Origin of the sequence: Neorhizobium sp. BT27B, assembly GCF_050455485.1 — a bacterium.
Classification (GTDB): domain Bacteria; phylum Pseudomonadota; class Alphaproteobacteria; order Rhizobiales; family Rhizobiaceae; genus Neorhizobium.
Genome location: NZ_JBCIYT010000001.1, coordinates 617,842 through 632,486 on the forward strand (window position 1 = coordinate 617,842; position 14,645 = coordinate 632,486).

Consider the following 14,645-nt stretch of genomic DNA (forward strand, 5'->3'; position numbering starts at 1 on the left):
CGAGGCCGGCTCTCCCTCACCCCATTCTTGCTTCGCGCAAATGGTCCAACCCGCCGCGCAGCTTGTCGATCATCTCGTCCACTTCCGAATGGCTGATCACCAGCGGCGGTGAAGCCAGCATGCGATCCGAGGTGGCGCGCATCACCAGACCGTTTTCCAGGCAATGGTTGCGCACCAGCACGCCGGCATCGTCCGGTTTGGCGTAACGGGCGCGAACGGTCTTGTCGGGCGAAAGCTGCAGCCCGCCCATCAGACCCGCCACCTGCGCCTCGCCGACCACGTCGTGATCCTCGAGGCTTTTCCAGGCTTTTGCGAAATAGGGGCCGATATCGTCGCGCACCCGTTCCACCAGCCCCTCGTTTTCGAGAATGGCGAGATTGGCGAGCGCAGCAGACGCCGCCACCGGATGGCCGGAATAGGTATAGCCGTGATGGATTTCTTCCTGCGCCAGAACATCGGCCACGCGGTCGCTGATCAGAACACCGCCGATCGGCAGATAACCGGAGGACAGGCCCTTGGCGATCGGCGCCATGTCCGGCTCGACGCCGAAATACTGGTGGCCGAACCATTCACCGAGACGCCCGAAACCGCAGATCACCTCGTCGACGATCAGTAGAATGTTGCGCGCCTTGCAGATGCGGGCAATCTCCGGCCAATAGGTGCTTGGCGGCACGATGACGCCGCCCGCCCCCTGCACCGGTTCGGCGACGAAAGCGGCCACCTTGTCCTCGCCGAGTTCGTCGATCTTTGCTTCCAGTTCGCGGGCCATCTTCAACCCGAAATCCTCGGGCGAAAGATCGCCGCCCTCGGCATACCAGTAGGGCTGGCCGATATGGTGGATGCCTTCGATGGGCAGATTGCCCTGTTCGTGCATCAGCTTCATGCCGCCGAGCGAGGCACCGGCAACCGTCGAGCCATGGTAACCGTTGCGACGGGCAATCACCTGCACCTTTTCGGCTTTCCCCTGCGCCTTCCAGTAGACGCGCGCGAGACGAAACCATGTGTCGGTCGCCTCGGAGCCGGAATTGGTGAAGAACACGCGGTTGAGGTTCGGCCCGGCATGTTCGGTGACCTTCTGGGCAAGCAGCGTCGCCGGTTCGGTCGTGGTGCCGAAGAAGGTGTTGTAATAGGGCAGTTCCTGCATCTGCCGCGCCACCGCATCGGTGATCTCGCGGCGGCCATACCCGACATTGACGCACCACAGGCCGGCAAAGGCATCCAGATATTTCTTCCCCGTACCATCAAAGATATAGACGCCCTCGCCGCGGGCGATCACCCGCGCGCCCTTCTCGTTCAGCTCAGTCATTTTATTGAACGGATGCATATGGTGGGCGGCATCGATGGCGGCGAGATTGGACAGTTTTGCGGTCACGGCGGACTCCGTCTCATGATTGTGCAGAGGATTCTTAATTGCTACCAACGGGTCTCCGCAACAGTTGACTGACGGTTTTCGCATGGCTTCCGATACCCAGAATTCCCGCATCGAGATTTTGATCGTCGGCATGAACGGCGATCTGCGCGGCAAACGCATTCCGACTGACGCCGCCGACAAGGTGTGGGCCGGAGCGGTGCGGCTGCCGGCCTCGACGCAATCGCTGGATATTTGGGGCGATGACAATGACGACATCACCCAACTGTCGCTGGCGCTGGGCGATCCTGATGGCACCTGCATTCCCGACAAACGCAGCCATGTGCCCATGCCATGGGCGCCGGAAGGCTCGAGCCAAGTGCTTGCGACCATGCATGAACTCAGCGGCGAGCCCAGCTTCATGGATCCGCGCGCCATCCTCGCCTCGGTCGTTGCGAAATACGAGGCACGCGGCCTGAAACCGGTCGTTGCCACCGAGCTGGAATTTTACGTGGTCGAGGATGACTGGCGCGAGACCGGCAAACCGCAGCCGCCAAAGAGCCTGCAATACCGCGAGGAGCCGAACGGCTTTCAGCTCTACGACATGCGCGCAACTGATGCGCTCGACGATTATCTGCAAACCGTGCGCTCATACATCGAGGCCATGAAGCTTCCGGGTGATGCCACCACTGCCGAATTCGGCCCCGGCCAGTTCGAGATCAACCTGAAACACCGCGCCGATGCGCTGGCCGCCGCCGACGACTGCCTTTACCTGAAACGCATCGCCGAACAGGCCGCCAAAAAACACGGACTGAAATCCACCTGCATGGCCAAGCCCTATGGCGAGCACGCCGGCTCCGGCCTGCACGTCCACGCCAGCATTCTCGACGCAGACGGCAACAACATCCTCGATGCCAAAGGCGGCGATCCGGCGCTTTTGAAATCGATCACCGCCGGCATGCTCGACACGATGCGCGATGCGCAGCTGATCTTTGCGCCCTTTGCCAATTCCTACCGGCGTTTTCAGCCGGGTTCGTTCGCGCCGGTCGATATCGACTGGGGCATCGGCCATCGCGGCACGGCCATCCGTCTGCCGGAAACCGATGGACCGGGCGCCCGTATCGAACACCGCGTCGCCGGCGCCGATGCCAATCCCTATCTGCTGCTGGCGGCCATATTGGGCGGCATGCTGCTGGGCCTCGAAAACACGCTCGATCCCGGCCCGATGACCGAACCGGGGAAAGATGTACCCGAAGGCACGAAAAGGCTGACCCACGACTTTCTCACCGCCGTCGAGGATTTTTCCGCCTCGCCGTTCATCCGCGATGTGTTTGGCGAGCGCTATCAGAAGCTTTATGGCGATACGAAGCGCAAGGAGGCGATCGCCTATCTGCGCACGGTGAGCGACTTCGATTACCGGACTTATCTGCCGCGGGTGTGACAAGCAGGTACTTTTATCAGACGTCTATCTTGTAACCGAGATCAAGCTCGCTGGCAGGAAGCCCTTTGAGGCCCCAGCTCTCGGCAGGGACTTCGACAAGAATGGTCTTGATGTCACCGGCTGGAACGCCAAATGCGGCGAGTTCTTCGACAAGTGTCGTGTAAAGCCGGCGTTTGGCGTCCGTCGTGCGTCCTGAAAAAAGCGTCACTTCCACCACAAGATAGGACGGCCCCCTGCCCGGCGGCGTTATGATCGAATCCTCATCATATTCCAGCAGACGCACGCAGCGGTCATGCTCAGGAATTTTCAGGGCTGAAACCAGTGCTCTCTGCACAGCTTCTATCAGATCCTGCTTGCGCTCGCCTATCCACCCGCTACGGGTCTCGATACGTGTAGAAGGCATTCCCGCATATCTCCTGAAAAATCAGGATATACTATCATATAGGGCTAAAAACGGAGCAAGCACGGTTTATCGCTTGATATACCTGCGCGGGAAACCTCTTTCCATACAATCTCGGAAAAAGCGCAGTTGTTTGCGGCCCCCGCTCACTCCCGCCCAAACAACAGCGCCGACACGATCTGCCCATGCGCCCTTACCGTAAACGCATCCGTCCGCGCCTCGCGCACGGCCAGCCGTTCCGCGGTTTCCGCCGGTGTTTCCATCATCTCCGCCAGCAGACGTTTGGCACGCAGTTTTTCGGCGGATGCGATCGTATCGATGGCAATTGCGCCATCGCCGAGATCGGTCTGGAGAACGAATTCCTGCGGCGGAAAGCAGTCCCGTTCCTCGGTGATCAGCTCCACGAGCGCCAGATGCGACACCTGCCGTTTCGGCATGCGCGGGTTGCGGCGCTTGAGGTCGCGAACCTTCAGCTCCAGCTTGCTGCAGAGATCGCTGCGCACTGAAAAGACGGTGGCAATGCCGGCCCTGGCATCCTCGCAGCTCGCGGTAAAATCGGGAAGTTCAAAGATAAAATCAGGTTCGACTGCCGTCGTGCCCGATGAAAACATCGAATTATACGCAATACCCATCGTGCTCGCCCGTTAACATCCGGACAGGAAAAAGAGGCGGTCATGCCTCCTGCCTGATCAAAATATCCCCGTGAGGATGGGGAAAGGCTAGGCTCGCGTGCTTAAGGCAGGCTTAAAGTCGACTACAAGTTTTCATCTGGCGCAAAGTGAGCACAGCCGTTCACACCGTCTGCGGAGCCACCAGAACCTTCAATTCGCCGGCATGGATCTTCAGATGCACGTCGCGCGCCATCGGCAGAAGTTCGCCATCGATAACGCAGCGCACGTCATGGCGGCTTTTGGGAAAATGCAGTTCGATCGAGGTCGCCGTCATCGCCGTCACCGCCGGGTTTTCCTTCAGCCGGCCGCGCAGAATGTCGAGAAACAGCTTCATGGCCGTCGGCGGCGTCAGCGGTTCGGCGAGGTAAAAACCCAGCTTGCCGCCGGTCAGGTCGTCGGCATACATCAGCGCATCACGGCCGAACTCGTTGTTGGACACGGAGATTGCCGAAACCTTGTGCTTGCCGTCCTGCCCTTCCGTCTTGAACTCCATCTCGAACACTGGCGGATTGAAGACGACACCCATGGCAGCACGCGTGCTTGCCCTGATCTTGCCCAGTCGCGAGGCGAAATTCATCGAATTGCGGTAACGCACCATGCGCGCATGCATGCCGGCGGAAAACTGGTGGATGAAGGTGCGGTCGTTGGCGCTGGCGATATCGACATGCAGAACTTCGCCATTCGCCAGCACGTCGAGCACCGAAAAGATGTCGAGCGGCAGTTTCAGCGAGCGGGCAAACAGGTTCATCGTGCCGGCCGGCACCACGCCGAGCGCCAGACCATGCCGCCATGCAATCGCCGCCGCCGCCGAAATGGTGCCGTCGCCGCCGCCGGCGATCAGGCCCTCGACGCCGGGTTCATCCGCCGCCCTTTCCATCGCATCGATAATCTCCTTGCCGGCCACCACGCGGCAATCGATCTCGTGCCCCGCATCGCGAAAGATCTTTTCCGCGCGTTCGGCATAGGCCACCATGTCGGTGGTTCGAAAGGTGCCGCCGTCGCGGTTGAAGATGGCTACGAGTTTCATGAATTTCTTTCAGGTGGACAGGCTGCCGATAACGGCTCAGCAGGAAATTGGTTGCGAGGCATGCACTTAGCAAGATCAACGCTGACAAAAAGCTGACTTGCAAAGAAGTCACACAATTGCGTGATTGCAAAAACTCATTTCGTTCTGCTCTACCGCAACGCGAAATCCTATGTTAGCTTTACATCAAGATCATCTTGATGATCTACACCTCCAGCGCGGGCAAGCCGGTTTCCGGTTTCGCCCGTTCTTTTTGCGTTTCGCAATCACCTTAAAAACATGACCGATATTTCCATGCATAAACCCGAATCTGTTCGCGGCGAAGCCTTGGCCTTGTCGCCGCTCGCCATCATCCTCATCGAAATTGCCCTTGCCGTGGGAGGGTTCGGCATCGGTACCGGTGAGTTTGTCATCATGGGCCTGCTGCCGGACGTCGCAAAAACATACGGCGTCAGCGTTCCCGTTTCCGGCCATGTGATCAGCGCCTATGCGCTGGGTGTCGTCGTCGGTGCACCGATCATTGCCGTGGCTGCCGCCAAGATGACCCGGCGCAGCCTGCTTCTGTCGCTGATGAGCGTGTTTGCCATCGGCAACATTCTGAGCGCCATGGCGCCGGATTTCTACAGTTTTACCGCGCTGCGTTTCATCACCGGCCTGCCGCATGGTGCCTATTTTGGCGTGGCCGCACTGGTGGCCGCCTCCATGGTGCCGCCCAACAAACGGGCCCGCGCCGTCGGCCGCGTCATGCTCGGCCTCACCATCGCCACGCTGGTCGGCACGCCGATCGCCAATATTCTCGGCCAGTGGCTGAACTGGCGCGCCGCCTTCTATCTGGTCGGCTTCATCGGCGCATTGACCGTTGCGCTCCTGTGGTATTTTCAGCCGCGCGACAAAGTCTCGGAAGGTGCCAGCATCAAGCGCGAACTTTCGGCCTTTGCGCGTGGCCAGGTGTGGCTGACGCTCGGCATCGCCGCGGTCGGCTTCGGCGGCATGTTCTCGGTGTTTTCCTACATCGCCTCGACCACGACAGAAACGGCCGGCATGCCGGTCGCCATGGTATCGGTCGTGCTCGCGCTGTTCGGCATCGGCATGAATGTCGGCAATATCGTCGGCTCGCGCATGGCCGATGTGTCGCTTACCGGCACGATCGGCGGCACGATGCTGTTCAACATCGTTGTCATGAGCGTGTTCGGTTTTGCCGCGCAATATCCGGTCGTCCTGTGCATCTGCGTATTCCTGATCGGCTGCGGTTTTGCCGCAGGCCCTGCCCTGCAGACGCGGCTGATGGATGTCGCCGCCGACGCGCAGACGCTGGCTGCCGCCTCCAACCACTCCGCCTTCAACATTGCCAACGCGCTCGGCGCCTGGCTGGGCGGTTCGGTGATTGCGCTCGGCTGGGGTTTTGCCGCCACCGGTTATGTCGGCGCCTTCCTGTCGGCCGGCGGTTTTGCCGTCTTCCTGGCCTCCATGGCTTTGGAAAAGAAAACGGCAACGGCCGCCTGAGATGAATAGCCGCGTATGGCAGGACCGATAGTCCTGCCATACGCCTTGCAGCCTAATGAACCAGACGCCATGTTCTTCTCCACACCAGATGCAGGAGACAGCAATGCGCGCCGTCGGTTTCAACCAGAACCAGCCCATCACATCGGACACTGCCCTTCTCGACATCGAGCTGCCGGTGCCGGAACCACAGGATCGCGACCTGCTGGTCGAAATCCGCGCCGTTTCCGTCAATCCCGTCGATACCAAGACCCGCAAGAATGCCGTGGTCGAACCCGGCCAGTACAAGGTGCTCGGTTATGATGCGGCCGGCGTGGTGAAAGCCGTCGGCCCCGGCGTCAAACTGTTCCAGCCCGGCGACGAGGTCTATTATGCCGGCGCGATCAACCGGCAGGGCACCAATGCGGAATTCCATCTGGTCGATGAGCGCATCGTCGGCCTGAAACCGAAAACGCTGAGTTTCGAGCAAGCCGCCGCCCTGCCGCTGACGGCGATCACCGCTTATGAAGCGCTGTTCCACCGCATGAAGGTTCAGGACAAGGTGGCAGGCGCATGGAACGCCGTGCTTCTGATCGGCGGCGCCGGTGGGGTCGGCTCGATCGCCATCCAGCTTTTGCGCGAATTGTCCGACGTCACCGTGATCGCCACCGCCTCGCGGCCGGAAACACAGGACTGGGTGCGCGAACTCGGCGCCCACCATGTCATCGACCATTCAAAACCGCTTGCGCCCCAGATTGCCGAAATGGCGATCGGCCAGCCGGGTTTTGTCTTTTCCATCACTCAGACCGACCAGCACCTTTCCAACGCGCTGGAACTGATTGCGCCGCAGGGCCGCTTTACGCTGATCGACGACAGCGCCGATGTCATCGACCTGCGCCCGTTCAAGCGCAAATGCCTGTCGGTGCATTGGGAGATGATGTTCGCAAGGCCGGTTTTCCAGACCGCAGACATGATCGAACAGCACAAGCTGCTGACCCATGTGGCCGAACTGGTGGATGCCGGAAAAATCCGCACCACCCTCTCGGATGTGCTCGGGCCTATCAACGCGGAAAACCTGAAAAAGGCGCATGCGCTGCTCGAAAGTGGCACGACCCGCGGCAAGCTGGTACTGTCGGGTTTCTGATACAACACACGATTAAGGTGCATCTTTCAAAAGTACACTTTATCATTTGTCGGTAGCGAGTCATATTTCCCCGTCACTGTCTGAGGGGGAAATATCATGGCAACGACACAGACCAACAATTTTGGCAATCCGATCAACGCGCTGACCGGCGCGACGTGGTTCGGTTATCTGGCGCGCACCCTGCTCACCTTCGCCTTCTGGGGCAGTGGGCTTTCCAAGCTGATCGATTTCCCGGCCGGCGTGGCGGAGATGGCGCATTTCGGGCTGGAGCCGGCGGTCGCCTTCAACATCGCCACCATCATCGTGCAGATCGGCGGCTCGCTTCTGGTGATCCTCAACCGCTGGACATGGCTGGGTGCGGGTGCGCTCGGCGTCTTTACGGCGCTCACCATTCCGCTCGTCCATCACTTCTGGACGATGGAGGAGCCGATGCGCACGATGGAATTCCATGTTGTCGCCGAACATATCACCGTCATCGGCGGCCTGATGGTGGTTGCCTGGAAATTACGCTGAAACGCAAAAAGCCCGCCGGGGTGCCGACGGGCCTCTCATCAGGAATTGCCAAAGATCAGGCGGTCGCCTGCAGCACAACGACCTTGGCACCGGTATTGATGCGGGCATAGAGATCGATGACGTCGTGGTTCATCATGCGGATGCAACCACTCGACATGGCATGACCGATCGATTCCGGCTGGTTGGTGCCATGGATACGGAAATGCGTGTCGTTGCCACCGCGATAGAGATAGATCGCGCGGGCGCCGAGCGGGTTGTTGGGGCCACCCGGCATGCCACCGGCGAGCTTGCGGTAACGCTCTTCGCGGCGCTGCATGTTGGCGGTCGGGGTCCATGTCGGCCACTCGGCCTTGCGCCCGACATAGGCATCGCCTGCCAGCGCCAGACCGGCGCGACCGACACCGACGCCGTAACGGATCGCCCGGCCACCGCCGAGAATGAAATAGGCGCGGCGTGCCGGCGTATCGACGACGACGGTGCCCGGCGCATAGGCGGACGCATAAGCGACTTCCTGACGGCGCAGGTCCGGATTGATCTTGTCGATCGGCACCTGCTTCATCGGGAACTGTTCGTTCGGCAGCGCGGCATAGTTCGTCTGGGCATTGTAGGTCGTGGCGCTGCATCCGGCGAGGAACAGCGGCAGGCCGAACATCAGGCCGCGGCGGGAGATCGACATGAATTGTGTCCTTGGTGAGTCGAGAAGATGGCCAAGGATTAGGAATTCATGGTTAATGAACCGCTAAGGAAAACTACCCTGTCAGTGGTTTGTTAAGGTGTGGGGCGGACGGAACCCACCATTCCTGATGGCGGTCAATCCGGCGACGAACAATATGGCAGAACCGTCATCGGTATCATTTTCGCGATCTGCATGACTGCGATCGCCGTTGCGCCGGCAGGGATCAAGCTCTTGCAGGCGCGGCACCTGCGACTTTGAATACATTACCATTGCGCAAGCCAAGTATGGTCAGCGTAACTGCGATCAGATCCATTCCGCTCACTGAAATTCCCCAGTTCCAAGCCAGAGCCTCCGAAGCGACCAAAAATGCGATGTGGATCAACGCGATGATGGTCGCGATCAGCGTCACCGGCGCACCGGAGCGGATCACGCTTCTGTTATGTCGGACATAGGCGAAGACAAGGAAAGGGATTAGGAGCGACGACAGGGCCATTTGCGCCATTCCAAAATAGACAGGACGCAACTGGGCGAGAAAGATCCATAGACCGGCAAACCTCAACCCGATCAGATCGGCCAGCAAAGACAGGACTTCGTCCGTGGCCAAGACAAGAACGTTCATCGCCATCGGCGCGATCCAGGTTGCCAGAAAGAAAGGCCAGATCAGGATCTCGAGCGGCGCACTGGTCTCACCGTCTTTACCTTCACCTTGCGGGATGCAGGCAGATCGCCAGAGCGCCACCATGACGATCGCCACCACCACGCAGACGAGATGGGCTCCGCAAAAAATCAACCAGCCTGTCGGCGCAACCGCGCCTGTTCTGACCAGATCGAACTGCCCACCGAACTGTCTCGGCATCGCTACGAGCGGCCCCACAGCCCACAACAGCCAGAAACCGTTGCGAAAGCCCGGCATGCGGATCTGAAAACACAGGATCACCGTCAGTGCCGTCATGCCGAGAAAGGTGGCCGTCGTCAGCCACAAGAAACTGTCGCCCTCAAGAGCGACAAGATCGCCTGCTCTCAGGGCATTCGCGATATCCCCGGCATCAAGAACGGTCATGACGATAACGATCAGCCCGACCGCAACCGTCTCCACGACTCCGACCGGTTGTCCCGGGCGCGGGCGACCCGTCACCAGACGCAGGATCTCGACCAGCGCCAAGGCCGTAAACAGTGGCATCACCCAGATTGCGAAAATCGAGAAACGGCCCACACCACTGCTGCTGCCGGTTTGATCAGCGACAGCAGCCATGTCGAGACCCGGCAACGGAATATTCCACGCAATGATCAGGACAAGCCCCACCAGCGCCGCCGTCATCGCCCGCCGCATATCCATCCTGTCATTCCCTTCATCAACAAAACCGGTCCCGTCGGGCGCTTATCTCTGCCCGACGCAGCCAAAGTCAATGAAGGGAAAAATACCGGCGGTCTCAGCCGCGATAGACAAAATCCGTCTCGAGGCTCTCGGCATCCCGCGTTGCCTGTTCAGCCAGTGCGGCGTGATGCGGCGAAAATACGCAGACCGGATCGGTCGCCGCCGGGTCGCCCGCCAGCGCCATCGCCTGACAGCGGCAGCCGCCGTGGTCGATATGCTTGCGGTCGCAGCTGCGGCAAGGTTCCTGCATCCAGTCGTCGCCACGATAGGCGTTGAAGGCGCTGCTGTCGTACCAGATATGCGACAGAGACGCGTCGCGCACGCTCTCGAAATGGAGCGACGGAATGCTTTCGGCCGCATGGCAGGGCAGAACACGGCCGGATGGCGTGACGTTGAGGCCGCTGGAGCCCCAGCCGCCCATACAGGCCTTCGGGTAACGCGCATGGTGGTCGGCAGCGACGTAATCGATGACCAGCACGCCTTCCAGCCGTTTGCGCGCCTCTTCCACCAGCGCCGTTGTGCGCTCCACCTGCTCGCGGGTCGGCATCAGGGCCGCGCGGTTTCTTTCCGCCCAGCCGTGAAACTGCACGGTCGCCACCTCGATGCGGCGGGCGCCGAGCTGGACGGCCAGATCGAGCATGTCGCCGATCTGATCCATGTTCTGCTTGTGACAGACGGCGTTGACGGTCAGCGGCATGCCGGTGGCAGCCACCCAGCCGGCCACCGCCATCTTGCGGGCATAACCGCCGCGATAATTGCCGACACGATCGGCCATCGCATCGGTCGAGCCCTGGATCGACAATTGCACATGATCGAGCCCGGCTTCGGCCAGTTCGTTCAGCCGCTTTTCGGTGAGCCCGATGCCGGATGTAATGAGATTGGTATAAAGCCCGAGATCGGCGGCCGCCTTGGTCAGTTCGGTCAGGTCGCGGCGTGCCGCCGGTTCACCACCGGAGAGATGCAGGTGCAGAACGCCGAGTTCGGCGGCCTGCCGAAACGTCTCGATCCATTCGGCGGTGGAAAGCTCGTCACTCCCCTTCACCAGTTCCAGCGGGTTTGAACAGTAAGGACAGCCCAGCGGGCAGCGATGCGTCAGCTCCGCCAGCATGGCGATCGGCGGAGATGGGCGCACGCGGGTCACAGGCGCTTTGACAACCATGTTCATCGCGCGATCTCCAGCATACGACGGTTGGAGAATTCGCGGATGAAGGCAATCATGTCGGCAAGGATGTCATCCTTCGGCGCACCGAACAGTTCGGAAAACTCGGCGGCGATGATGTCGAGCGTCTTCACCCCATCCAGCGCCTTGACGATGGCAACAGCGATATCATCCAGCGCCAGTGCCCGTTCCGGTGCCAGAAGTACGGTCTGGCCACGCACGGGGTCCTCGCGCAGTTTTACGCCACGGGCAAGTTTCGCCACCGTCGCGCCATCGATGACGATGTCCGGCGTGCTCGCATTCCCGCCGGTCTCGACTGCGGTGTCCTCGGTCATTCTCCGGCCCTCAATCGCTGCGGTTCGGCATCGAGATCACCGGTTACGCCTTCGCGTCCGTCCCAGCCACCCGGAGGCAGCAGAGCCGGGCTGACATAGGCGTAGGCCAACGCATCCAGCTGCGACCACAGAACGTCTGTCTTGAAGGTCAGCGCCGCCGCCGCTGCATCCTGCTTTTCCAACGTATCGGCGTGGTCGAGCACGTATTTCAGCCCGAACTCGACATCCTTGGGCGCCTCGTTCAAACGCTGGCGGAAATAAGCGAGCGCCCGGTCGTCGGCAAACGCATAATGTTCCAGCAGGCCGGCAATGCGGTTGGCATGAATGGCCGGCGCGAACAGTTCGGTCAGCGACGAGGCAACCGCCTCCAGCATCGGCTTGTCACGCACGAAGCGGACATAGGCATCGACGGCAAAACGCGTACCGGCCAGAACGCCGCGCGTCGAGGCGACGTAATCGGGATCGAGGCCGACCGCTTCCGCCAGTTTCAGCCAGCGACGGATGCCGCCGCCTTCTTCCACGCCGCCATCGTGATCCTCGATACGGCTGCGCCAGGCGCGGCGCAGGTCCGGATCCTCGCAGCGCGACATGAAGGCGGCATCCTTCAAGGGAATGCGGCTCTGGTAATAATAACGGTTGATCACCCAGGCACGCACCTGAACCATGTTCGCACCGCCGCCATGCAGCAGGTGGTGAAACGGATGTTTGTCGTGATAGCGGGCCGCGCCGATGGCGCGCAGGCGGGCCTCGAAGGCGGTTCTATCGGCAGCGTTCTGCAAGGCGGATCTCCATCTCGTCATGGCCCACTTCAAAGCCTTTCGCTTCAAGTGCGGCCCGTTCCGGCCCGGCGCGCCAGATCGGATTGGTATTGTTGATATGCACAAAGACCCGTCGCCGGATAGACAGTGCCGACAGCGCGTCCAGGCTACCGCCCTCGCCGCTGATCGGCACATGGCCCATGCGCCGGCCGGTCTTGATGCCGACGCCCAGCTGGATCATCTCGTCGTCCTGCCAGACCGTGCCGTCGAACAACAGCAGGTCGGCACCGTCGATGCGCTGTACCAGAGCCGGCGTCACCTCGCCGCAGCCCGGAATGTAATAGGCGCGCAGGTCGCCGACGCGAAATTCGACGCCAATCGTCTGCTCGCCTTCGGTGCCCAGTTGCGGCTCGCCCTTTTCGAGGTAGAGCGGCACTTTTCCGGGCACGGCAAACAGCCGCGTTTCCAGCTGCGGCAGCGGGAAAAATGGCTGATCGAGCGCAATCTTCCGCTGTGTCACGCATGCCGGATCCAGCACGTTGAAAATCGGGTTGTCCGACAATGTCTGCAACAGCGCCGAGGTGGCGTAGAGCGAAAATTCCTGTTTTTCGCGCAGCGTCAAAAGCCCGGCGATATGGTCGACATCGCCATTGGTCGCCAGCACGCCGGCAATCGGGCTGCCACGCAGACCAGCCGGCCAAAGTGCGGAGTTCCGCTCCATCTGGGCGCGGATATCCGGCGATGCGTTCAGAACCAGCCAGGAGACGCCATCGACGCTGACAGCCAGCGAGGATTGCGTTTGGGGTGCGATTTCGCCTCGGCGTGCCGCCGCGCAGTTGGGGCAACCACAATTCCATTGTGGCAACCCTCCCCCCGCGGCAGCACCGAGAACGAGAAAGCGTAGAGATGCGGTATTCCCGTTCAAATCCGTGTCCTGCAATTAGAACAGGACCGGTTCTTCGCCATCCGGCTGCGCATAACGGTTGATTTCCATGCCGCAGGTGACTTCCTTGAACTTAGGAGCATGCCACTTCATGATTTTACCTCTTCTGATGATCCGAAAGGGCAACGCCTTCGGACTGTTTCTGAGACACCAGAGTGTTGCCGGTGCTGGAAACGACGTTCGAAAGCGCCGTTTCCGGAAAGCTGATTCCGCAGTGCAATATCAGTAAATTTAGGATTGGGAATTCCTAAAAGAAGCGCGGCGACGATGAAATTAAAGTGAAGCCATTCGCTTGCGGCGGCCGGCATCGCCATGAACACGTTGATCTCACCGACAGAAGCCATTTTCCGGGTGCCACCGGCCGTTCAATCTGATGATCAAAGACTGCACCCGTGCAGCACATCAGTAAAGGCTGGGCTCACCAATATTTGCAGGGCATGCGCACGCTCTCGCCACGGGCCGCATCGATTGCTGCAGCCCATGGCATATAGGCATTGTCCGATGTCAGTCGCGGAAGTCCGTCGAGGTGGAAATCTCCCGCCATGTCGCGACGATTGCGGCGTCGGAAACATGCTTTTCCTCGATGGCGCGCACCGTGTCGCTGCCCAGCGGCAGGCGCACCGGCGGGTTGTCCGCATCGGCAAAATCGATCAGCACATCGGCCAGTTTCTGCGGATCACCCGGCTGGTTATGGCTGACTTTCGCCGCCAGACGACGCATGGCTCCGGCGGTCTCGTCGTAATCGGCGATGATGTGCTCGCTGACCGACAGCGATGCCGCATCAAGGAAATCGGTGCGGAAATAACCGGGTTCGACGGCGGTGACATGGATGCCGAGGGGAGCGAGTTCCGCGCTCAGCGATTCCGTCAGCCCTTCGACGGCGAATTTTGCCGAGGAATAGACCCCGAAACCGGGACCGGCGCGATAACCGCCAATCGACGACAGGTTGAGGATGCGGCCCGAACGCTGGCGGCGCATATGCGGCAGCACAGCGCGGGTGACGGAGAGAAGACCAAAAACGTTGGTGCGGTAGATCGCCTCCACTTCCGATGCCGTGGCTTCCTCGACAGCGCCCAGCAGGCCGAAACCGGCATTGTTGAGCAGCACGTCGATGCGGCCGAAACGTTCGACAGCGGCCGCTGCTGCGGCAATCGCCTGCGCCTCGTCAGTGACATCCAGTGCCACGGCCAGAAGGTTGGGATGATCGCCGAACCGCTCGATGACGGTTTTGGGATTGCGGGCGGTGGCGACGACGTTGTCGCCCTTGGCGAGAGCGCGTTCGGTGATGAGGGCGCCAAATCCGCGCGAGGCGCCGGTGATGAACCAGGTTTTCATGACTATGTCCCTTTCTAATGATGGTTGTTTCGTTTGCAGGGACA

The 14,645-nt window shown here is 60.6% G+C and carries 17 protein-coding genes; 4 read left to right on the forward strand and 13 right to left on the reverse strand.

The genetic code is table 11. From position 1 onward, the window contains the following. Positions 1 to 16 precede the first annotated feature (16 nt). Positions 17 to 1,372, reverse strand: a complete 1,356-nt coding sequence (locus tag AAIH70_RS03275) for an aspartate aminotransferase family protein (protein ID WP_281033559.1) — start codon at positions 1,370 to 1,372, stop codon at positions 17 to 19. An 82-nt stretch (positions 1,373 to 1,454) separates the two neighbouring features. On the opposite strand from AAIH70_RS03275, the gene AAIH70_RS03280 reads away from it, so the two are divergent. Next, complete coding sequence (locus AAIH70_RS03280; protein WP_132272991.1) at positions 1,455 to 2,789, forward strand: glutamine synthetase family protein; 1,335 nt, start codon at positions 1,455 to 1,457, stop codon at positions 2,787 to 2,789. A gap of 16 nt (positions 2,790 to 2,805) precedes the next feature. Here the strand turns inward: AAIH70_RS03280 and AAIH70_RS03285 are convergent, their stop codons facing one another. The 3 genes from AAIH70_RS03285 to AAIH70_RS03295 all read right to left on the reverse strand — a co-directional run bounded on the left by AAIH70_RS03285 (position 2,806) and on the right by AAIH70_RS03295 (position 4,887). Then, complete coding sequence (locus AAIH70_RS03285; protein ID WP_132272990.1) at positions 2,806 to 3,192, reverse strand: tautomerase family protein; 387 nt, start codon at positions 3,190 to 3,192, stop codon at positions 2,806 to 2,808. Positions 3,193 to 3,335: 143 nt separating this feature from the next. Continuing rightward, positions 3,336 to 3,821: a hypothetical protein gene (locus tag AAIH70_RS03290; protein ID WP_132272989.1), complete on the reverse strand. Its 486-nt coding sequence runs from the start codon at positions 3,819 to 3,821 to the stop codon at positions 3,336 to 3,338. A 160-nt stretch (positions 3,822 to 3,981) separates the two neighbouring features. Then, on the reverse strand, positions 3,982 to 4,887 hold the full coding sequence (locus AAIH70_RS03295; RefSeq protein WP_132272988.1) for a diacylglycerol/lipid kinase family protein: 906 nt from the start codon (positions 4,885 to 4,887) through the stop codon (positions 3,982 to 3,984). 291 nt (positions 4,888 to 5,178) lie between these two features. On the opposite strand from AAIH70_RS03295, the gene AAIH70_RS03300 reads away from it, so the two are divergent. The 3 genes from AAIH70_RS03300 to AAIH70_RS03310 all read left to right on the forward strand — a co-directional run bounded on the left by AAIH70_RS03300 (position 5,179) and on the right by AAIH70_RS03310 (position 8,020). Further along, complete coding sequence (locus tag AAIH70_RS03300; RefSeq protein WP_245519101.1) at positions 5,179 to 6,387, forward strand: MFS transporter; 1,209 nt, start codon at positions 5,179 to 5,181, stop codon at positions 6,385 to 6,387. 103 nt (positions 6,388 to 6,490) lie between these two features. After that, entirely contained in the window at positions 6,491 to 7,507 is a 1,017-nt protein-coding gene (locus tag AAIH70_RS03305) for a zinc-binding alcohol dehydrogenase family protein (protein ID WP_132272986.1), read from the forward strand. A 96-nt stretch (positions 7,508 to 7,603) separates the two neighbouring features. Then, the gene (locus AAIH70_RS03310; protein WP_132272985.1) at positions 7,604 to 8,020 is read left to right on the forward strand and encodes a DoxX family protein; all 417 of its coding nucleotides are present in this window, start codon (positions 7,604 to 7,606) and stop codon (positions 8,018 to 8,020) included. Positions 8,021 to 8,075: 55 nt separating this feature from the next. On the opposite strand, the gene AAIH70_RS03315 is transcribed toward AAIH70_RS03310, so the two are convergent. From AAIH70_RS03315 to AAIH70_RS03355, 9 genes are all read right to left on the reverse strand, one after another. After that, positions 8,076 to 8,696: a L,D-transpeptidase gene (locus AAIH70_RS03315; RefSeq protein WP_132272984.1), complete on the reverse strand. Its 621-nt coding sequence runs from the start codon at positions 8,694 to 8,696 to the stop codon at positions 8,076 to 8,078. Between the two features lie 223 nt (positions 8,697 to 8,919). Then, positions 8,920 to 10,032, reverse strand: a complete 1,113-nt coding sequence (locus tag AAIH70_RS03320) for a hypothetical protein (RefSeq protein ID WP_430033100.1) — start codon at positions 10,030 to 10,032, stop codon at positions 8,920 to 8,922. A gap of 94 nt (positions 10,033 to 10,126) precedes the next feature. After that, positions 10,127 to 11,236, reverse strand: a complete 1,110-nt coding sequence (pqqE, locus tag AAIH70_RS03325; protein WP_132272982.1) for a pyrroloquinoline quinone biosynthesis protein PqqE — start codon at positions 11,234 to 11,236, stop codon at positions 10,127 to 10,129. Beyond that, complete coding sequence (pqqD, locus tag AAIH70_RS03330) at positions 11,233 to 11,565, reverse strand: pyrroloquinoline quinone biosynthesis peptide chaperone PqqD (protein WP_132272981.1); 333 nt, start codon at positions 11,563 to 11,565, stop codon at positions 11,233 to 11,235. The genes pqqE and pqqD overlap by 4 nt, the downstream gene beginning before the upstream one ends. Continuing rightward, positions 11,562 to 12,344 carry a pyrroloquinoline-quinone synthase PqqC gene (gene pqqC, locus AAIH70_RS03335; protein WP_132272980.1) on the reverse strand — a complete coding sequence of 261 codons (783 nt, stop codon included), beginning with the start codon at positions 12,342 to 12,344 and terminating at the stop codon, positions 11,562 to 11,564. Before pqqC ends, pqqD begins: the two co-directional genes overlap by 4 nt. After that, a complete protein-coding gene (gene pqqB / locus AAIH70_RS03340; protein ID WP_132272979.1) occupies positions 12,325 to 13,248 on the reverse strand; it encodes a pyrroloquinoline quinone biosynthesis protein PqqB in 924 nt (307 codons plus the stop codon). Before pqqB ends, pqqC begins: the two co-directional genes overlap by 20 nt. A gap of 15 nt (positions 13,249 to 13,263) precedes the next feature. Next, a complete protein-coding gene (pqqA, locus tag AAIH70_RS03345) occupies positions 13,264 to 13,359 on the reverse strand; it encodes a pyrroloquinoline quinone precursor peptide PqqA (protein WP_132272978.1) in 96 nt (31 codons plus the stop codon). Further along, positions 13,356 to 13,610, reverse strand: coding sequence for a hypothetical protein (locus AAIH70_RS03350; protein WP_430033105.1), 255 nt, complete (start codon positions 13,608 to 13,610; stop codon positions 13,356 to 13,358). The genes pqqA and AAIH70_RS03350 overlap by 4 nt, the downstream gene beginning before the upstream one ends. A gap of 160 nt (positions 13,611 to 13,770) precedes the next feature. Next, complete coding sequence (locus AAIH70_RS03355) at positions 13,771 to 14,601, reverse strand: oxidoreductase (RefSeq protein ID WP_132272976.1); 831 nt, start codon at positions 14,599 to 14,601, stop codon at positions 13,771 to 13,773. Between the last annotated feature and the right edge of the window lie 44 nt (positions 14,602 to 14,645).